The sequence below is a fragment of the Companilactobacillus bobalius genome, from assembly GCF_009764355.1.
The window spans coordinates 69,709-90,399 of the sequence record NZ_LNUA01000008.1; the positions used below are offsets into that span (position 1 = coordinate 69,709).

Here is a 20,691-nt window from a genome sequence, read left to right on the forward strand (position 1 = left end):
TATGGCAAAAGCAATTTTACAATTAGGTGAATTAACATGCCCATCATGTTTAACAAAGATTCAAAAGGGTGTTGAAAACCAAGATGGCGTTTCAAATGTCAAGGTTCTCTTCAACGCTGGTAAAGTTAGGGCAGATTTTGATGAAGATAGGACTTCCGCAGACCAAATTTCCAATGTAATTACAGACTTAGGATATGAAGTTAAAAAGGTTAAAGTTAAGGAGAACAAATAATGGCAGAACTAACAATTGACGAAAAGTTTGCAGCAGAACAAAAACAGGCTGATGCAGATCACCACAAACCAACCGCAGGGGCAATGACAGGACATATTGTTTCTAATCATTTCTTGCTAAATATCAAGTTGCACCAAATCGAGTGGTTCATTAAGGGTGCCAATGCTGAAAACTACAAGGCCGTTTTAAAACAAACTATTGATGAAAATAATGCTTGGTATGATAAGATAGCCGATGAATTGCTTGATGAAGGTGAATTACCACCCTCAACAATGAAAGAATATACTGAATATTCAATGCTTGAAGAAGACGGTAAGAATAAGTACATGAAGGCTGAGGATATGATCCAAACGGTCGTTAATGACTTTGCTACAGATAACATGTTTGTTACACGTGCAATCAAGTTAGCTGAAAATGAAGATCGTCCATTCATGGCTCAAGTTCTAGTTCAATTACTTGGCTTTAACAATCACCAAATCAGAATCTATCAAGCACTTCTTGGCAATTCAGCTAAAGAAGGCTTTGAAGAAGAAGACGATGAAGACTTCGATTAAGGAGAGATAATTAATGGCAAAATTAGCGCATGATCATACAGCGGAAGACTGTGTTCAGTTAGTTCCAATATTTAACACCTTGTCACAAGAAGATATTGAAACGGTGGCTACTTTAGTTACCCATCACCACTACAAGAGTGGGGAATATATCTTTTCTGCTGGGGATGTTGCTGATTCATTGATTATTGTGGCTCACGGACAAGCCAAAGTATTTCAAATGTCCACGAGTGGTAAAGAGCAAATGTTACGAGTTTTGCAGACAGGTGATTTTGATGGAGAAGCAACACTTTTCTCCGATGCTGAGCACAATAACTTTTCTGAAGCCTTGATGGATACAGACGTGTGCCAAATATCTCGTCCAGACTTTCAAAAGTTAATGCAAAAAGCTCCTGCTTTGGCTGTTAATATGGTCAATGCACTAGGGCGTAGAATCGTTCAATTGGAACAACAGACTGCTGAAGCTACTACAGCTAGTGTAGAGAGTCGCTTGGCTAATTATCTGTTAGAAACCAGTGCTGGGTTAGATGAAGATGTTTTTACCTTGCCACTTAAGAAAAAAGATATCGCTACTTATCTTGGAACAACCCCTGAAACAATTAGTCGAAAGTTAAGTTCTTTGACTAAACAAGGTATGATTGAAAAGATTAGTAATAATAAGTTTAAGATTTTAGATGCAGATCGATTAATGATGATCGATTAGAGCGTGGAACAAGGGCGCCCAGCCTCTGAGGATTTGCCTAAGTACTGAAATCGCATGCGAATTATGCGTGCAATTCCAGTACTGTAGCAAACCGCAGGAGGTTGCCCTTGTGAAACGCGTTTCCACTATATTGCAAAGAACAACGGTTAATCCCAAATAGACAGTAAAAATACATAAGACAAAAAATAACACAGGTTATAAAAAATCTGTGTTATTTTTATACATTTTTATAACACGAACAATAACGGAAATTCAATTGACATAGTTCGTGAATGGATGCTATCTTTAATGCAATAAATTAAAAAAGGTAGGAAATTTATCTATGTTTACCCCTGAGGAGATCTTAGAGAAGAGCATTAATGCTGGTGTCGGAAAGTTGAAAAAAGCACTGATTGCCAAAATGATACTTGGTTTTATCGGTGGGGCTATGATCTCCATTGGATTCTTGGCCTACGTTAGAGTTACTGCTTCAATTCCGAAAGACTTGGCTAGTGTTAAATCATTAGTCGGCGGAACAGTTTTTCCTATCGGTTTGATCATTATCTTATTAGCTGGTGGAGAATTGGCTACGGGGAATATGATGGCAGTTGGAGCGTCGTTTTTATCGAAGAAAGCTTCAATACTAGATTATGTAAAAAATCTACTAATAATTACGTTATTCAATTTTATCGGGGCAATTTTTGTCGCCTATTTCTTTGGTCACGTTGTCGGATTGACTCATGCTGAACCATTTAGACAAGCTGTGATTGCTGTGGCTGCTAGTAAAACCAGTGCCGGATTTTGGTCAGCATTCATTTCAGGAATTGGCTGTAACTGGCTAGTTGGTTTAGCTGTTTGGCTCTCGTTTGGGGCTAAAGATGGAGCCGGTAAGATTCTTGGTATCTGGTTCCCAATCATGATTTTTGTGGCAGTTGGTTTTCAACATAGTATTGCTAATTGTTTCATTATTCCTGCAGCAATTTTTGAAGGTGGAAGTACATGGGGACTATTTTTACAAAATTTTGTTCCAGTTTACTTAGGTAATATCATTGGCGGATTAGTTTTTGTCGCTGGATTCTACTACCTCAGTTATAAGAAAGTTAAATAAGAACAGATTAGCTTCCGAGTATGTTTTTAGATTTTTCATAGATTAGTTTTAGAAATGTTTTAGATGAGTAGCAAAAAACCTCGGTCCATTTTAGGGCACGAGGTTTTTTGCTTCTATTATTTTTGCAAGTCAGATAACTTTTCAAAATCTTCATCGCTTAATTTTACATTAGCAGCACTTAAATTGTCTTTTAAGTGGTCTACTGAACTGGTTCCGGGAATAGGAATAATATTGTCAGAACGTTTCAATAGCCAAGCTAAAGCAATTTGTGCGGGACTGGCATTATATTTCTTAGCAATATCGTTTAATGGACTATTAGCTTGAACTAGATTACCAGTATCAAGAGGGAACCAAGGTAGGAAAGCCATATGGTTCTTTTCAGCGTAATCGACAATGGCATCGTCATCCTTATGATGACCAACGTTGTACATGTTTTCTACAGCATCAATCTTAGCTATTTTTTGAGCAGCTTTTAATTCATCGAGTGAAACTTGACTGATACCGATGTGCTTAATTTTACCCTCATCTTGCATCTTCTTTAATTCACCAATTTGATCCTCGATTGGGATATGTGAGTCAATTCTGTGCAAGAATAACAAATCTTCGTGATCACGGTTAAACATACGTAATGAAAGTTCTACTTCTTGGCGAAGGAAGGCTGGAGTCCCAACAGGAACCCATTCGTTTTCACCAGTTCTAACTTGACCAACTTTGTCTGAAATAAAAATCTTATCTGAATCAGAATATTCTTTTAGTGCTTTTGCCAAATATGAATCGGCATTCCAAGGTCCGTAAGAATCTGCGGTATCTATGAAGTTAACACCTAAATCAAAGGCACTTTTGATCAATTCAACGGCTTGAGCAGGATCTTTGTATGGTCCCCAAACGCCTTTACCAGTTAATTGCATGGTACCGTAACCTAAACGATTGACGATAAAGTCATCATCAAATTTGAAAGTACCTGCGTTAGTAGCATTAATCTTATCCATTAAAAATCCTCCTATTACTAAATAATTTACACTGTTACGTTAATCAATTTACTCATTTTATACAAACATTTGCTCCATAGAATGTGAATTTGGGCGGGACCGTATATGATGATTTAATATTTTTGAATTACCAAAAAAATAGTGGTAACATTATATAACTTTAATTTAAGAGGTTATTATGACAGATAAATCTATGATTAATGAACTAGACGAAAAAAAGCTTGAACAAGCACATTTAGAAGATGTGGTTGAAAAGATTAAAAAGTCTGAGGGCCAACTCCGTGAACACATGGAAGTTGCTGAAGAAGATTTAAAAGTTATCAATAATGCTTTTGATGACATTCACTTAGGCATGGATGGGGACTCAATCTCTATGGATGCCGCACTTTCCATTCATCAGCAACAACAGATGTTGGACGAAAGAAACAATAGTTGGCAACAATCTAAACAACGTTTGGGTATTTTGAAGAAGTTGGAAAAGAATCCATTCTTCGCCCGCTTAGACTTTCAGGAAAAGGGAGAACCTAAGAAGGAAACTGTTTATATCGGCTTAAGTTCTTTTACTGATAAAAATGATCATTTTCTAGTTTATGATTGGCGTGCTCCGATTTCTTCTATCTATTACGATGGAAAATTAGGTCAGGTCACTTACATGACTCCTGATGGAGAACAAGAAGTTGATCTCTTTTTGAAGCGTCAATTTTTAGTTGAAAACGGCAAAATCAGAGCTTATTTCGATACCCAAGAAACTATCGGTGACCAAATGTTGTTGGAAGTTTTGGACGGTAAATCTTCTACGCATATGAAGGGTATCGTTAAAACTATTCAAAAGGAACAAAACAAGATTATTCGTGATACTAAGTCGAAACTCTTGTTTGTTCAAGGTGCCGCCGGCTCTGGTAAGACTTCAGCTATTTTGCAAAGAATCGCGTTCCTATTATATAGATATCGTGGAACGTTAACTTCTAGTCAGGTTGTTATGTTCTCACCAAATTCACTTTTCAATGACTATATAAAAGATGTTTTGCCTGAAATGGGTGAACAAAACATGGTGCAAATGACTTACAAACAATTCTTAGCACGTCGTTTGCCTAATTTAACCGTTGAAAGTTTGGCTCAACAATTTGAAACAGTTGTTGATGCTGACAATAAGAATATTGGAAAATTTGTTTCAGATGTTGAATTCTTCAATATTATGACGAACTATAGCAAGTTGTTGGACCAAAGTGGGATGGCATTCAAGGATATCAAATTCCAAGGAAAAGTCTTTATTTCTAAAGAAAAGATTCAAGAAATCTATTACAGTTACGGTCCCCAATATAATTTGGGTAATCGACTAGATGCAACCGTTGACCGTTTGATCAAATTACTTCACCGTAAGATTGGTGCAGAAATGCGCTCTAAGTGGGTTGCTGAAAGAATTGAAAATTTAAGTAAGGAACAATTACAAGCACTTTATAGTACAGCTGATCAAGAGTTCAAAAATGGTGATGAAGAAAATAGATTCTTGGCTCGTAAGATTGTCACAGCTATGTTGCAGGGTGTCTACAAGAATATCAAACGTTTGAGATTCTTGAATGTGGCAGCTAACTACTTGAATTTCTTAAAAGCTGTTCCACAAATTACTGATTTAAGTAAGTGGGGTATTACCGAAGAACAATGGAAGAATTACGTTGATAACTTCGTTAAATCATTTACTGATAAGCAAATTTCAATGAATAACTTGAGTCCATATTTGTACTTGTATGATTTGGTAACTGGTCGTCATGGTGAATTGGAAATGAAGTTTGTCTTTATGGATGAGATTCAAGATTACACACCATTCCAGTTGGCTTATATGAAATTCAAATTCCCACGTGCTCGCTATACCATGTTAGGGGATTTGAATCAGTCGATCTTTACTAAGAAGAATAGTCAGACTCTGCTTTCTGAAGCTCAAAAATTATTTGATGCTGACGAAACTCGAGTTGTTCAGTTGGTTCACTCATATCGTTCGACAAAACAAATTACGGACTTTACGAAGGCAATTTTGACAAATGGTCAAAAAATTGAACCATTCAATCGTGATGGGGACTTGCCTAACATGTATTGTGCGAAAGATGAACAGGAATCGTTGCAACAGGTTAAAACACAATTGGCTGAAAATGATGAACACAATTTTACAACAGCTATTATTGCCAAAACTTTGGAAGACGCTGAACATTTGCACGATCAACTCAAAGAAAATGGGGTTAAATCTACTTTGATTCGTTCGGAAAATCAACGTTTGGCCGCTGGAACGATTGTCTTACCATCATTCTTGGCTAAAGGTTTGGAGTTTGATGCGGTTATTATGTGGGATGCTTCAAAGGACAAGTTCTCTGAAGATGAGCAACAGTTAGTTTACACAATTGCTTCACGTGCAATGCACAAGTTGACAATCACATCAATTGGCGAGTTTTCACAATTACTTCAACGTGTACCAGAAGAGTATTATCAATTGATGAAGTAACTTTCTATAGTTTGTTGGGGTGGAAGGTGCCGTCCTCCGCGGAAATTGAGAATGCATTGGAACGCTATGGGCACGATTTGAAACTAATTATTTTACACTTCGTGCAAAATAATTAGTTTCCAAAGTCGGCCTTATTGTAACCGGCAAAGCCGGTAACAATAATTTCATAGCTGAACGCATTCCCAATTTCCACTCCGGACTGAATAACGAGTTTTATCTTCTATCTCAATTAATTCAGAAATCAAAATAGCATCTATTCTAGAAAATCAATCGTTACCTTTGGTAAAAATTGAAATTAGGAATAGATGCTATTATTTTGGATTAAAAATTTAGAATATTAAATTTCAATAGAACTAACATTTAGACCGGAGCAACAAGAAAATTGGCTCAGCCATGAAGTTTATCTTAGCAATTTATTGCTTAGATAAAGGCTGAACTTGAAGATCCATGAATTTGCACAAAGTGAAAATTCATTAGCTTCCAGTCGGCCCATGGCGTTCCAGCCAAATTTTCTTGTTGCGGAGGGCGGCATACTTAATAACAATAACAGTAACTACACCGCCTAAAATCACTAGTTGTTCTTAATAATATCCTTAAAGAAATCAACCGTAATATCGAATAATGGCTTTAAAATAGCTAAGATTAATAACAATAAATCCACAAACAATAACTGAACTAACCATGTGACTGACATGTTAGTTGTGAAGTGGAAGTAAAGTGCAAATAATCCTAGGAATACTGCCACGAAAACAAAAATGTAAGTAATCGCTAGTCTTGTGATTCTTTCTGAATTTGTTTCTTTATTTTCCATGGCTTTTTCCCCCTCAAATATAAATAAATAGTTTAATTGTTAACGCTTACATTATAACATTTTAGGGCTTTTTATGTATATTTTATAAAATGTTTAAAGGATTAAAAACTTGCACTCAACCTTTCGAAATAGGTATAGTTGAGAGTATTGTAATTGAAAATTTTGATTGGAAGTGAGAGAGTGACCCAGTCAACTTACTGGAATCGCATTGCCGAAAAAGCTAAGAAGGAAAATCGTCCTTTCTTCAGCTTGGCACCAATGGAGGCTGTAACCGGATCAGTCTTTAGAAGAGTAGTTCAAAAAGCCGCTGCTCCGGATGTATTTTATACTGAATTTACTAATGCTTTAGCTATTAATCATCCTTTGGCTAAAGAAGCAACTAAGGGAAGATTGTATATTGACCCTAAAGAGGATCCTAAACCAATTGTTCAGCTATGGGGTAACTCTGGTGAAGACTTTGCCAAAGCAGCTGTAGAAGTGAAAAAGCAAGGCTATGAGGCAATTGACATCAATACTGGTTGTCCTGATATTGCCGTAATCAAAAATCATAGTGGAAGTGACTTAATTCGTCATTTTGATACTGCTAAAGAAGTTATCGAGGGCGCTCGTGAGGCTGGATTACCAGTCAGTGTCAAAACTCGTTTAGGCTTCAGTGAGATTTCTGAATATAAAGAATGGATTCCTTTCTTATTGGAACAACAAGTTCCCGTTTTAACAGTTCATGTCAGAACTAAAGAGGAAATGAGTAAAGTTCCAGCTCACTACGAATTAATCGATGACTTAGTTAAGATGCGTGATGAAATTGCACCAGATACGTTGTTGCAAATTAATGGTGACATTATGAATTATCAAGAAGGAATCAAATTAGCGCAAGAACATCCTGGTGTGGATGGAATTATGATTGGACGAGGAATTTTCTCTGATCCATTTGCCTTTGAAAAAGAACCACAACAACATTCAAGTACTGAACTTTTGAGTTTGTTGCGTTACCAACTCGATTTGTACGATGAATTTGTAGCTAAGGGAATTCCAGGTCATTTTGCACCATTACAACGTTTCTTCAAGATTTATGTTCGTGGAATGAAACATGCTGCTGAAATCAGAAATGATTTGATGCAAACTAAGACAACTGATGATGCCCGTAAAGTTATTGATAAAATTGAGGATAATGGATACTAGAGCGGGACATAACATGTTCAGCTTTCGAGCATTAAAGGAAATAGGACCAGGTAATCGTATTTTGATTACCTGGTCCTATTTGTTTTAAGCGGAAAAAGTTATGTTATGTTCCGCGTTTATGCTGCATATTTAATTAAATATGCAGTTTTGTTTAACTTAATAAGGTTATGGTGACACGATTCAAACGTTTCGACAGTTCAAACAATTTATCATAAATTGAATCTTTTTGATAAAATTCGTTGCTACAAAACTTACTGCAATGTTATTCTGACGATAAATTGTTGAGAGGGAAAACTCGATATATGAATTCCATGAAAAAATATATATTTTGGTTAACTGTATCTTTTAGTTTAATTGGCAGTTTCATTAATACATTCCTTCCCGAATTATTTGGGTATAAATTCATGATTATTGTTCAATCACTCCCGATTGTAGTAAAAATATTAATTCAATTAATTGTACTTGTACTAATATTTTTAACTTTTCCTTACAAAAACAAGGAGAAATAAAGTTTGTATTAATTATTTTCGGAGGGGTTTGTAATCACTGGTATTAAAGAGACTGAAAAAAATGAATACTAAAAAAGCGAAGTCATGTGACTTCGCTTTTTGTTTAACTTAATAAGGTTAGAGTGACACGATTCAAACGTTTCGACAGTTCAAACAATTTGTCATAAGTTGGATCTTTTTGATAAAGAGCAATCTTATCTTTCAATTGTTTCTGTTCGAATTGTGAGAAGTAGAATTTCAAGTCGTGGTTACCATAGAGGGTAGCTAATAAAGCAAAGGCTTCAGGAGAAATTTTATCTGCCGTTAGGATTTCCTTTCGAAGATCAGCTACCAATTCACGTTTCACGCTACGGTTAGGCAAGTAGTTATTCGTTTTGAAAACTAATCCAGTAACTGCTTTAGTTACATCGACTTTGTTGACGAGTGAGTCACCAATTTCGTTGTAAATGATTCGTGTGATTTTTTCATTTGTAGCCATGGCTCTCAAAACATGAGTGACACTTTTACCTTGATTCTTGTTGATGATCTGGAAGAACTCGTTGAGGTACTTCTTGTCGTCAGGCAAAACTTTGTTAATGATGACACTGTTGTCAGTTAGATCGATGATATCGTTTAAAGCTAAGTCAAAAAATGAGCTTTCAGCTAGATAGGCACGACGTCTGGTATTCTTAAAGATTCGGATACTACCTTTTTCATTACACGATAAAATAAAATATTTTTGAGGAATATTTAACTCCATAAAGTGCTCCTTCAATTCGACACTAACTCATTTTGTTTGGCCAGTGTGGCTTTAATTTCTGGTATTAATTCGTCTTCTAAAAGATTATAACCTTGTTTGGTAAAGTGCAAACCGTCAGTCTGTAGCAAATCGTCCAGATTAGCGCTATTTGCCATATCGTGAAGCAAATCGATATACGATACGTCTAGTTGTTTACTCAAATGTTCCGTCACCAATTCAAATTGAAGCTGGCGAGTCCAAGGCCGTTTGGGATCCTTACGCCAATCTGCAAATGGTGGAGAAAGTAGAATAACTTTTTGACTACCTAATGTATCAATCATACTCATTAAGTTGGCAGCAAATTTGCCAGGCTTAATTTCATCATCTACCGAAATATCGTTGATACCAAATCCCAAAATAACAATTCTAGGATCTAATTTTTTTACGCGATCAACTCGTGTCATAGCATTATTGGTTTTGTAGTCGGCAATCGACATATTAATAACCTCGTAACCTTGAAAGTCTTTGCGGATGCGTTTAGCTAACGTATCAGTAGCCTTGCCATCGCGTAGACCCATCAGGGTTGAGTCCCCAAATAATACTATTCTCTTCATATATTATTTCCTTTTTTAAAAAAGTTCTATACTATACTAGAATACCAGAAAATAAATAAAAGTTAATTACTATATTAGGTAGGTTTAACAATATGCAAAGTTTAGCTAACTATGATGAGTTCTCAAGAAAAGAGTGGGAAAACTTTCATGGTGAATACAAGAAACAAGCCATTACTGATGGAGAATTGCGGAAGATCAAGTCTTTAGATGATGAAATTTCAATTGATGACGTCCGTTCAGTGTATGCTCCGATTCGCCATTTACTACATATTTATTTAAAAAACTATCGCAAATTAACCAAGTTAAAGAATGAGTTTTTAAATAATAAAGTTCGTAAAGTCCCATTTGTGATCGGTGTCTCCGGTTCAGTCGCTGTAGGTAAGAGTACGACCGCTCGATTGTTGAAAATTATGTTAGAGCGTTCTTATCCACAATATAAAGTGGCACAGATGACAACGGATGGTTTTTTGTATCCCAGTAAAATTTTAAAAGAACGCCATTTAATGGATAAAAAAGGATTTCCTGAAACATATGATATGTCCAAACTGTTAGATTTCTTAGGTGAAGTCAAAACTCGTGGTGGCAAAATACGATATCCTTTATATTCACATAACATTTATGATATTATTCCTGGAAAATACGAAGAGTTAGATAATCCAGATATTTTGATCGTTGAAGGGATAAATGTATTACAATTGCCTCAGAACGAACAGATCTATGTCAGTGATTTCTTTGATTTTTCAATTTATATTGATGCAGAGGTCGATGATATTGAGGAATGGTTCTTAAATCGTTTTGAGACGCTTTTAGATTTAGCGAGAAATGATCCTAACAGTTATTACTATCAATTCACTCAGATTCCTGAAACTGAAGCGATGAAAATGGCGAGAAATGTGTGGAATACGATTAATTACCCTAATTTACGTGATTATATCAAGCCAACTATGAACCGAGCTGACCTTATTTTGCATAAGTCTGAAGATCATCAAATCGATAAAATTTATCTCAGAAAATATTAAGCGTTAACAATATATGACATGGAACTAATTTTCGTATACAATAGAATAAATAAAAAAAGTGGGGGAAATTGATTTGAGCAAGCAATGGCCAGATGCTGATAGCATCATTGTTCTAGACTACGGTAGTCAATACAATCAATTGATTACTCGTAGAATCAGAGATATTGGCATATACTCTGAATTACTACCAAATACTATTACTGCTGCAGAAGTTAAAGAAATCAATCCTAAAGGTATTATCCTTTCTGGTGGACCTGATAGTGTCTACGACGAAGGCGCCTTTACAATCGACCAAGACATTTACAAGTTAGGTATTCCTATCCTTGGTATTTGTTACGGTATGCAATTGATGTCTTATAACCTTGGCGGTAAAGTCGAATCAGCAAGCAACCGTGAATATGGTCACGCTGATATTACAGTTACTGATAAAGATGCTGTATTATTCAAAGACTTACCTGAAAAACAATACGTTTGGATGAGTCATGGTGACCTTGTTAAAGAAGCTCCAAAAGGCTTCAAAGTAGTTGCTACAAGTAAGAATGCACCTATTTCATCAATCGCTGATGATGAACGTAAGATGTACGGTGTGCAATTCCATACCGAAGTTAGAAATACTGAATTCGGTTCAGAAATCTTGAAGCATTTTGCATTCGACGTTTGTGAAGCAAAAGCTAACTGGTCAATGGATGATTTCATTGATCAACAAATTCAAAAGATTCGTGAAACTGTTGGTGACAAGAAAGTTCTTCTTGGTTTATCCGGTGGTGTTGATTCTTCTGTTGTTGGTGTTTTACTACACAAAGCTATCGGTACACAATTGACAAGTATCTTCGTTGATCATGGTCTTCTTCGTAAGAATGAAGCCGATCAAGTTATGGATAGTTTGAAAGGCAAGTTTAGTTTGAACATCATCAAAGTTGATGCTCAAAAGCGCTTCTTAGACAAACTAGCTGGTGTAACTGATCCAGAAAAGAAACGTAAGATTATTGGTAACGAGTTTATCCAAGTGTTTAACGATGAAGCTCAAAAGCTTGATGGTATTGACTTCTTAGCACAAGGTACACTTTATACTGATGTTATCGAAAGTGGTACAAGTACTGCTCAAACAATCAAATCTCACCATAACGTTGGTGGACTTCCAGAAGACATGCACTTCAAGTTGATCGAACCTCTACGTACATTGTTCAAGGATGAAACCCGTGAATTAGGTGAAAAACTAGGTATGCCACACGAATTAGTATGGCGTCAACCATTCCCAGGCCCAGGTCTTGGAATTCGTGTTATCGGTGAAGTTACCGAAGAGAAGTTACAAATTGTTCGTGATAGTGACTGGGTTCTTCGTGACGAAATCGCAAAGAATGGCCTAGATGAAAAAATTTGGCAATACTTCACAGTCTTGCCAGGTATCAGAAGTGTTGGTGTCATGGGTGATGGTAGAACATACGATTACACAATCGGAATTCGTGCCGTTACATCTATCGATGGTATGACAGCTGACTTTGCTAAGATTCCTTGGGATGTACTTCAAAAGATCTCAGTTAGAATCGTAAACGAAGTAGATCATGTCAACCGTGTAGTTTATGATATTACTTCTAAGCCGCCCGCAACAATAGAGTGGGAATAGGATTCCATAGAAAATAAAAGAGCATCTCTGACTATTGTCAGTGATGCTCTTTTGTATTAGGCGAATAAATAACTATACAAATAGACACTTATGCATTGATGTCATTATGATATAGTTACTTTAATAGATTGTTGAGGAGTATTAATGTCAGATAAAATTGATTTTCCATTAAATGTATTTATTAGTTCGGTCATGCGTAATGATGTTTATCCAGAGAGAAAAAGAATTTTGGATATTAGAAAAGGTTTATCTGAAGAGTTAGACAAGTATAAATTTATAAAAAAGTTTCTTCTTGAAGAAGATAACTCTTCGTCATTGCCTTTAGAACAGGAATATTTGACATATTTGCATAGTTGCGATGTTATATTATTTTTAATAGATGCGGATTATCCAATTTCAGAAGGAGTTTCAATTGAAATTGCTGAAGCCCGTGTCGCAGAAAAAACAAGAATATTTTATATTATTCCTAGTAAAGATGATCAAAAGAATGCCGCTATTAAGCATAAATTGATATCTCAGAATGAAAAGACTTATATTAATATAAAAGATTCTAGTAATTTTGTAGAAGAAATTATGGATGATTTTTTATCAGAAATAGTTACCGTATATCGTTCTAAATTTATTAATTTTCACTATAATAATGTTTCTTAAGATTACCAATGCTCTTATAGTTGTATTTACAAAGTGGCCATCTGAATCTGAGAAACTATTGAAATATATTGTTAAAAATAATGAAAAATATTTTAATAATAATATCAAATTATACATATCTTATCAAAACGATTACCAATTATTTTTAAATAATCAATTTGAGGAAATGAGACGTCAAAACGAACAACAAAATGGACAAAGAGTTTCTCTGTTTGGGATTGATCCTTTCATGAATATATATTCAAGGTTTGATAAAAATAGATTTATGGATGATGAAATATTGAATAAGTTATTTAAAGAAATGGTTGATACATTAAATAATTCTTTTCAAACCTTTGAAATTAAAAGATCTGTGACCAAAGTAGCATTAATGTTATTAACTTATGATGATATTAAATATAAATTGAAAGAATATTTTGTGAAAAACATAAAATTGGATGCGATGGTTGCGGAAAGCACTAGTTTCTTTGAATCTGCAGTACCAACTAATTTAATTGATCTAATTCGTGGAATTATGGGAATATCTTTATCTTTAAAGGAAAATAAAGATTTAATATATATTCTTTCAAATAGTAATTCTCCAGCATATGTGGAGTGTTTAACTGATATTTTAGTTGATTTTATTAAATTATCGATTAAAGACGAATCAAAAATAGAAATGATTCCGCAAGTTTTACAATTTCTTATAACGTACAATAATAGAAATAGTGATAACCAGATATTAATTAATATATCTAAGTGTTTCTTATCTATATCAGACGATAAGAGTTATGGTGAGTTTGCCATAGGGCAATTAAAACTTTTAGTAACGGATACTAATGACACCGTAAAAAGACAGGTGGTGGAAGAAATCTTTGAAATTAAAAATGAAACTAATCCAGATTTAGAAATAATTAAAAAAATATTGATGCAGAGTTCCAGTTTTTCAGTTCGAGATTTGGCAAATAGGAAATTTTTAGACACAGGAAATTAATTTAATTCTAAGTATCATTATTAAAATTGTAATTAAAGTGAGATCAATTGTATCATCGGCAAGAGTTTTATATTCAATAAGAATGTTTTGTTAGGACGATTTCACGTTATATCAAATATTACTTAGATTGTGTTAATTTTAAAGAGGTATAGTTAAGAATAAAGAGCATCTCTGATAAGATTCAGAGATGTTCTTTCAGTCTTATATTCTTTCATAATTATAAAAATGAGGAAATTATATATTGAAAATAGGAAGATGGGATAGAAACAAGTTTTATGATGAGGCATGGCCTGATGAATTTCATGAATTCTGGAAAATTAATAATGATCCAATATCAGTAAGTTGGGATAAGGATTATGTTAATAATTATTTAAAATTAGCAGATGAATATTATCAGGCGGCATGTTCAATTGCTAATGAAATTCTTCAATCTGAACATAGCAATGAGAAAAATGATAGGTGGTTTTTATCAGATATTTTCATGTTTAGGCAATCTATTGAATTAATTTTAAAAGCTAAGGTATACATGTATTATTCAAAAAAACAAGAGGTTCAAAAAATATTTCATGATTTAAAACATAATGTTAGTGGCCTATTTAAGCTAGTTAAAAATTTTGAAAATGATAATCTTACAAATTATGAATTAATATGGATCGAGGATTATTTGAATGATATGGAACAATGGGATAGGAATTCATCAGTATTCAGGTATCCTTTTTCTCCTAAATTTATGGAAAAGAATCCACCTAAATTTGTTGATATTTATCGAACTACAGTAAAAATGGATATAACTTATTCACTAATAAGAAGTACTTTTAAAGAAAGTGGACAATTTAAAGGTGGCATTCCAAATGAATTGCCACACCCAGAGTTTTTTACTGAGGCAAACGATGGTATGGAGAATTGTTATTTAGGTGGGATGGTGTATTCTGATTCTTTCTTTTCCGACAGTAGTAAGTATTATACAGTGGTTAATGGGTACCTGGCCGTAAGTGAATTCCTTTTAACAAATGACCACAAGTATGTTTATCCCGCTCTTTTTTCACTTAGACATCTTATTGAACTTGAATTAAAGCAACTTTCAAGTTCCGATTATAGTGAGATTAAATCACTAAATTTTCGAATGGGAAGTCATAAAATTTATTCTGATTTCTGGAAAAAATTACGTCCCGTAATTGAAAAAACAAATCAAACGGGTGAATCAACCGTTATTCTAGATGATATAGGTTCATTTATTGAACAGTTACAATTGATTGATAAGGAAGGTAGCTTTTTTAGATATCCAGCTGAGTATAATCATCAAGTTCATTACATTTCAAAAAAAATAGATCCAATACATATTTTGACATGTGTAAGGGCAATATCAAATCTTCTAAGTGGATGTTCTTCGATGTTTGATTGTTATTCTGAATATGAGTCTGAAATGTATTTATAATCATAGATATACGAATAATTTATAAAAGAATCTAAATATACAAAAGGGTGCCAATTAGTTATGCTATGCATTTTTTGTATATTTGGATCTAAGTCAAATCATGATGGTAATGATTATCGAGCAATTCTATCAAGATTTGTTTAAAAGAGTATTACCAAAAATGAATTTTGTTTTAGAAGCACTAGAGATAGAATTCATTTTAATATTAAATAATTTTGAAAAGCATTAATAAATTTAGCTGCCAGATATAACTTTTTATCGATAAGGAACTATATCAAAGTAGGATGGAATCGGTCAGAACTTCCCATATATAATTAACTGACATTAATTTTAAAAGGGGAAAGATTATGAAAAGAAGTGATTTTAGAAGAAGTAGGAAAAAGCCTAAGAGGAAAAGATATTGGATAGGTGCTGGAATAATTGCTCTTTTTATGGCAGTAAATGGTTTCACAAATGGTCATAGTAGTGATAATAAAGACAAGTCCCACAAGGTAGCGTTAAAGGATAATAAGAAAAGTGCAGAAAAGGTATCTAAAAAGAAATTAGCCAGTAAACTTGTTGAAAAGAAGAAAGAGGATACTTCAAAGAAAAAAACAAATAGTATATCTGATCAGAGAAAGAAAATTAATGATGAAATTAGGAAAAGTCTAGATGAATCTAAGGGATTTGCCCTTGGAGAATTAGATGAAAATGGTCAGCCAACAGAAAATGGAACTCCCAATTTGGCATTCGCTTGGTCCGTAGTTATAAAAAGAATTGAATATAATGAAAACAAACATGTCGACGTCTATGTAAACAGTGGTTTCAAGGATTTCACGGACAATGAAAAGTCAAAAGTAGCATTAATGGCACAGAATAAGGCTGTTCTTTTCGTAGGAGAAGCTGAAAAGTTCACAATGGATCAATACAAAAAAGGAATAATTACTTTTATTCATTGCGATAATGATAACGTTGGTCGCAGTCATTATACTGAACCTAAGATATTTAAGTGGAATTAATAATCTATATTAGGAAAAATTGTCTTCTTTATTCTCAGATAAAACAAAATTTAAAGAATTGAACTTGATATCGTTTATCATGAATATGGATAAGTGGGACTAGGACATAAGTCTAAGTTGAAAAAATACGACCCAAAAATCATTTGATTTCTGGGTCGTATTTTTATTTAGAACCGAGAGTTATATCCATATTTTTATTCTAAAGAATTTAAAATAAAAGATTTGAAATATTATAACTACATAAAAATTCAATTTAATCTAACTTATTATCAGAACTACTAGGAACAATATCTTTAACAAAATTTTTATTTTTGCGGGCATGAACTAATAAGTACCAAATCAAACCGATAATGATTGTAATACCCATTAGGCAGAATAATCCTCGATAACCAGTCAGTGGTTCAATTATACCTAAAGCATAAGGGCCAACTCCCAGACTTAAATCAAAGAGAATGAAGTAGGTGGCTGTTGCTTGGGAGAGTCTTTCGATAGGAACACTTTTTGCAGCGACGGTTTGACAGGTGGATTGAAAATTACCAAATCCTAAACCAATTAGAAAGGCAGATACCAAGATCATCCAACCAGAACTGGCTACGGCTAAAAGCATCATTCCTAACATATTAATAATTGCTGAAGGAATGATAACCGCATTTTCACCGAAATGATCAATAATTCTGCCGGTGAATGGACGAGAAATTAAAATTGCGGCGGCGTAAATCAAGAAGAAGACGGATGAGTAACTAGCTAAGTTTAATTCTGTTGTATAAAAACTTAAATAAGCTTGAATAGCTGCGTAGCCTAAACCAACGATAAAAATTGTACTAGCGATTGGTAAAGCTTTAGGTTCAATAAAATCATGAATAGTAATCTTAGGATGCTTATTTGTGAAATGAAAAGCAATTTTACTGCCATTAACAAAGAGACAAAAAATCAAAGCGAGAATTGCTAGAATAGTTTCCATCATAAACATTACGTTAAAATTAAAATGTTGTTCTACTAATAATCCAGCAAAAGGTCCAACGGCAGTTGCTAAAATTGTACTAAGACTAAAATAACCGATTCCTTCACCAGTTCTTGCTTTGGGAAATAGTAAAACGACAGCAGTATTAGTTACGGTGCTGACCAAACCGATGGCTATACCCTGAATCAAACGAACAACTATTAGAAAGAGAATTGAATTAGCCATTTGATATAATAAAGTTGCTGGAATTAGAAGAATGGTACCAGCGACCATCAATTGTTTGTTACTAAAGATATGTGTCAAGTAACCACTGGAGAAACGGGAAATAAGAATTCCTATGACGGTGATACCGACAATTAGTCCTGAGATACTAGTAGGAGCTTGAAATTTTTTAACTGAATATAGACCAACAGTTACCATTAAACTATAGTATCCAGTCATAACGAAAAGATTGGTTAATGCAAGCAGCCAAAAGTCACGGCTAAAGAGTGATTCATGATTATTCAATATAAGAGCCTCCGTTTTTCTGAAAACAACAGATTCTATCTTACATAATGGAGTTAAGTCCATGTCAAATAAAAAATTATATTCAATTGGAACGTTTTCCAAAATAACTGGGTTGAGCCCAGATACAATTAGATTTTATGAAAAGAAAGATCTTATCCATCCTGAACATGGTCCCAGACAGTTGCGACAATATACTGATGCCCACGTGGATCATGTGGCATTGTTGCTAAGACTAAAAGCGGCTGGTTTTACTTTGGATGAAATTCATACTTATACCAACTATCGTGGTCAAGGGCCAGAAACCATACCAACACGTTTGAGATTGATGAGGGAAAAAGTTGAGTCCTTACATGAAAAACAGTCTGACATTGAGGTTAGTATCAAATATTTAAATGAAAAAATGGAATTTTTAAAAAAACAGCAACAAGATAATTTAATAAAGTGAACAGAAATAATAACTATAATGTCTGACTTGTAGTTCTAGATCCTCCTTAATTAGAAGTAAATTTGGATTTTTTGGTTAAAAAATATATAAAGTATGTTATTCTTTTAATAGAACATATGTTCGTGCAGGAGAAAAACATGATTTTACATAAAATTAAGAGTATTCGCACAAATAATTTCAATGATCCAGAAATGTTTTCAAAAGTTACAGATCTGTGGTCTAAGTCGGTGGTTAATATACCAGAAAATAAAATTAGGTATGGTATTTATCATAACTATCAATCTGATTATAGGGGCGACTATTCCTTAACTACAGCAATTGAAGATAAAAATGATATGTCTGGGATTTTAATACCTGATTCTAATAAGTACATTACTTATACTGACGATTCAAATGATGTTCCCAAATTGTGGAAACAAGTATGGTTAGACGAGGATAATAAAAAAATTATTAGAAAATATGATTATGATTTTGAAAAATATTATCCTGATGGAACGGTTGAAGTATATATATCCGTTAAGTAAGAATTGTAAAAATAGGTCTTGGGTTCAAGTGGAATACCTTATTGGATAAATTGAAATATATTAATAATTCATTAGATGACTATGCAGCAGTAATCTTTGTTAGAACAATGCCAAACACTTATTGAGCAATTCTATCAAGATTTGTTTAAAACGATTATGAATTAAAATAAATAGCCTTTTATTAGTAACTTCAACTGCAAGAATATACAATATGTTTAACCAGAAGAACCGGAGGATAGACATATGACACGTAAAGTTATTCTATTCATCGCGGAAACTTTAGATGGATATATTGCAGAAGAAAATGGCAACATTGACTATTTGATTGATAATGATTTTACATCTGGTGAAGACAATGATCGTGAATATGAGAAATTAGTTAAACATGTGGATTCAGTAGTCATGGGGCGCAAAACTTATGATCAGGTGGCTAATAAATTGTCGCCAGATAGTTATCCTTATGATGATTTTGATAATTATATAATGACTCGTCAGCCAATTGATGATGTCGGTAATTTGCATTTTGTAGACGGTGATATTGTTGATTTGGTTAAGGGGTTGAAGAATAGGTCATCAAATAAAGATATTTGGATCATCGGTGGCAGTAGTATCATTGCTCCATTGGTTAACAGTGATTTAATTGACGTTTATCAAATAGGAATCGTCCCAATTATTTTGGGAAAGGGTATTCCTTTATTTTCAGATAAAACAAAATTTAAAGAATTAACAATGGTATCAGCTAAAAAAGTTAACGGTATTGCCTATCTTGAATACGTTAAGTAAAAAATAAGAGCATCTCTGATTGAAGTCAGGGATGCTCTTTTAGTATTTAGAATAATTAAGTTAAAAGTGTACCTATGAAGTAGGTTACGATCATCGTTCCCAACCCAACAAGTAGATTTCGCAAAATACCTTTGATGACATTGGATTTGCCCAGTCTACTACTGATATATCCTGTGAAAGTTAAAGCAATGATTACTGAAAACATGGTTCCTGAAACTTTATATGGATAAGGAATAAAGGTAATTGCCATCAGCGGTAATAATGAACCAATGATAAATGAGAAAAATGAAGAGAAAGCTGCCTGCCAAGGGCTGAAGTAATCTTTGAATTCAATATTGAATTTGGATTTTAATGTGGCAGCTAGGGGATCTTGTTCCATTAAACTAGAAGAAACTTGTCTTGATAAATCCAAGCCTAAACCTTTACTTTCATAATAACTGGCTAGAGCATTTTCTTCACGATTAGGATTTGCAGCAATCATTTCCTCTTGCAATTTAACCATATTTCTTTGAGTATCTCTTTGAGTACTAACGGAGACATATTCACCTCCACCCATTGATAGGGCTCCAGCAAACATACCAGCTAATCCAGAAATGAATAATGTCATCTGACTTTGTTGTGCACCAGCCACTCCAGTCACAATTCCAGCTACGGAAATGATACCATCGTTAGCTCCTAAAACACCGGCTCGAACTACGTTTAATCTTTCGGATAAACGTAGTTTTTTAATTTCCCTGGGTACGATTGAATGCAGTAAATAATTACTCATAATTGGTCTCCTTCTGTTAGATCATCGGAAATTATAATGTCAATGCAAACGTTTAACTAAATATATTATATTTTTGAATAGAAAGAAAGATAAATTTTTAAAAGACAAGTAATATGCT

The 20,691-nt window shown here is 33.9% G+C and carries 21 protein-coding genes; 15 read left to right on the plus strand and 6 right to left on the minus strand.

The genetic code is table 11. The features are described 5' to 3' along the window. Position 1 precedes the first annotated feature (1 nt). From ATN92_RS00695 to ATN92_RS00710, 4 genes are all read left to right on the plus strand, one after another. Positions 2-232 carry a heavy-metal-associated domain-containing protein gene (locus ATN92_RS00695; protein WP_056950998.1) on the plus strand — a complete coding sequence of 77 codons (231 nt, stop codon included), beginning with the start codon at positions 2-4 and terminating at the stop codon, positions 230-232. After that, the gene (locus tag ATN92_RS00700) at positions 232-786 is read left to right on the plus strand and encodes a ferritin-like domain-containing protein (RefSeq protein WP_056951000.1); all 555 of its coding nucleotides are present in this window, start codon (positions 232-234) and stop codon (positions 784-786) included. Before ATN92_RS00695 ends, ATN92_RS00700 begins: the two co-directional genes overlap by 1 nt. A gap of 13 nt (positions 787-799) precedes the next feature. After that, the gene (locus ATN92_RS00705; protein WP_056951002.1) at positions 800-1,486 is read left to right on the plus strand and encodes a Crp/Fnr family transcriptional regulator; all 687 of its coding nucleotides are present in this window, start codon (positions 800-802) and stop codon (positions 1,484-1,486) included. A gap of 322 nt (positions 1,487-1,808) precedes the next feature. Further along, positions 1,809-2,573, plus strand: coding sequence for a formate/nitrite transporter family protein (locus ATN92_RS00710; protein ID WP_056951004.1), 765 nt, complete (start codon positions 1,809-1,811; stop codon positions 2,571-2,573). Between the two features lie 116 nt (positions 2,574-2,689). On the opposite strand, the gene ATN92_RS00715 is transcribed toward ATN92_RS00710, so the two are convergent. Further along, positions 2,690-3,562, minus strand: a complete 873-nt coding sequence (locus ATN92_RS00715) for an aldo/keto reductase (RefSeq protein ID WP_056951006.1) — start codon at positions 3,560-3,562, stop codon at positions 2,690-2,692. Between the two features lie 178 nt (positions 3,563-3,740). Here ATN92_RS00715 and helD point away from each other — a divergent pair, with 178 nt between their 5' ends. Further along, positions 3,741-6,053 (plus strand): RNA polymerase recycling motor HelD, encoded by a 2,313-nt coding sequence (helD, locus tag ATN92_RS00720; RefSeq protein ID WP_082604475.1) that lies wholly within the window; start codon positions 3,741-3,743, stop codon positions 6,051-6,053. A gap of 571 nt (positions 6,054-6,624) precedes the next feature. Here the strand turns inward: helD and ATN92_RS00725 are convergent. Next, positions 6,625-6,864 carry a hypothetical protein gene (locus ATN92_RS00725; protein ID WP_025085553.1) on the minus strand — a complete coding sequence of 80 codons (240 nt, stop codon included), beginning with the start codon at positions 6,862-6,864 and terminating at the stop codon, positions 6,625-6,627. Between the two features lie 180 nt (positions 6,865-7,044). On the opposite strand from ATN92_RS00725, the gene ATN92_RS00730 reads away from it, so the two are divergent. After that, complete coding sequence (locus ATN92_RS00730) at positions 7,045-8,043, plus strand: tRNA dihydrouridine synthase (RefSeq protein WP_056951274.1); 999 nt, start codon at positions 7,045-7,047, stop codon at positions 8,041-8,043. A 612-nt stretch (positions 8,044-8,655) separates the two neighbouring features. On the opposite strand, the gene ATN92_RS00735 is transcribed toward ATN92_RS00730, so the two are convergent. Both ATN92_RS00735 and ATN92_RS00740 read right to left on the minus strand, forming a co-directional pair. Continuing rightward, positions 8,656-9,291, minus strand: a complete 636-nt coding sequence (locus ATN92_RS00735; protein WP_025085550.1) for a GPP34 family phosphoprotein — start codon at positions 9,289-9,291, stop codon at positions 8,656-8,658. Between the two features lie 11 nt (positions 9,292-9,302). Continuing rightward, positions 9,303-9,884, minus strand: a complete 582-nt coding sequence (locus ATN92_RS00740) for an SGNH/GDSL hydrolase family protein (protein WP_082604476.1) — start codon at positions 9,882-9,884, stop codon at positions 9,303-9,305. A gap of 92 nt (positions 9,885-9,976) precedes the next feature. Here ATN92_RS00740 and coaA point away from each other — a divergent pair, with 92 nt between their 5' ends. The 6 genes from coaA to ATN92_RS00770 all read left to right on the plus strand — a co-directional run bounded on the left by coaA (position 9,977) and on the right by ATN92_RS00770 (position 16,584). Next, entirely contained in the window at positions 9,977-10,903 is a 927-nt protein-coding gene (gene coaA, locus ATN92_RS00745; protein ID WP_056951010.1) for a type I pantothenate kinase, read from the plus strand. 73 nt (positions 10,904-10,976) lie between these two features. Then, positions 10,977-12,527, plus strand: coding sequence for a glutamine-hydrolyzing GMP synthase (gene guaA / locus ATN92_RS00750; protein ID WP_056951012.1), 1,551 nt, complete (start codon positions 10,977-10,979; stop codon positions 12,525-12,527). Between the two features lie 144 nt (positions 12,528-12,671). Next, on the plus strand, positions 12,672-13,178 hold the full coding sequence (locus ATN92_RS00755) for a hypothetical protein (RefSeq protein WP_056951014.1): 507 nt from the start codon (positions 12,672-12,674) through the stop codon (positions 13,176-13,178). Positions 13,179-13,236: 58 nt separating this feature from the next. Beyond that, a complete protein-coding gene (locus ATN92_RS00760; protein WP_087721285.1) occupies positions 13,237-14,151 on the plus strand; it encodes a hypothetical protein in 915 nt (304 codons plus the stop codon). 241 nt (positions 14,152-14,392) lie between these two features. Then, the gene (locus ATN92_RS00765; RefSeq protein WP_056951018.1) at positions 14,393-15,586 is read left to right on the plus strand and encodes a hypothetical protein; all 1,194 of its coding nucleotides are present in this window, start codon (positions 14,393-14,395) and stop codon (positions 15,584-15,586) included. Between the two features lie 347 nt (positions 15,587-15,933). After that, positions 15,934-16,584 (plus strand): hypothetical protein, encoded by a 651-nt coding sequence (locus ATN92_RS00770; protein ID WP_056951020.1) that lies wholly within the window; start codon positions 15,934-15,936, stop codon positions 16,582-16,584. 253 nt (positions 16,585-16,837) lie between these two features. Here the strand turns inward: ATN92_RS00770 and ATN92_RS00775 are convergent, their stop codons facing one another. Further along, positions 16,838-18,052: an MFS transporter gene (locus tag ATN92_RS00775; protein WP_056951022.1), complete on the minus strand. Its 1,215-nt coding sequence runs from the start codon at positions 18,050-18,052 to the stop codon at positions 16,838-16,840. A 61-nt stretch (positions 18,053-18,113) separates the two neighbouring features. Between ATN92_RS00775 and ATN92_RS00780 the strand changes: the two genes are divergently transcribed. The 3 genes from ATN92_RS00780 (at position 18,114) to ATN92_RS00790 (ending at position 19,804) form a co-directional block, all read left to right on the plus strand. Further along, on the plus strand, positions 18,114-18,497 hold the full coding sequence (locus tag ATN92_RS00780; protein ID WP_056951024.1) for a MerR family transcriptional regulator: 384 nt from the start codon (positions 18,114-18,116) through the stop codon (positions 18,495-18,497). A 137-nt stretch (positions 18,498-18,634) separates the two neighbouring features. Next, a complete protein-coding gene (locus tag ATN92_RS00785) occupies positions 18,635-19,021 on the plus strand; it encodes an effector binding domain-containing protein (RefSeq protein ID WP_056951026.1) in 387 nt (128 codons plus the stop codon). A 243-nt stretch (positions 19,022-19,264) separates the two neighbouring features. Continuing rightward, positions 19,265-19,804 carry a dihydrofolate reductase family protein gene (locus ATN92_RS00790; protein WP_056951028.1) on the plus strand — a complete coding sequence of 180 codons (540 nt, stop codon included), beginning with the start codon at positions 19,265-19,267 and terminating at the stop codon, positions 19,802-19,804. Between the two features lie 55 nt (positions 19,805-19,859). Here ATN92_RS00790 and ATN92_RS00795 read toward each other — a convergent pair whose 3' ends face one another. Beyond that, positions 19,860-20,573, minus strand: a complete 714-nt coding sequence (locus tag ATN92_RS00795; protein WP_056951030.1) for a VIT1/CCC1 transporter family protein — start codon at positions 20,571-20,573, stop codon at positions 19,860-19,862. Positions 20,574-20,691 lie beyond the last annotated feature (118 nt).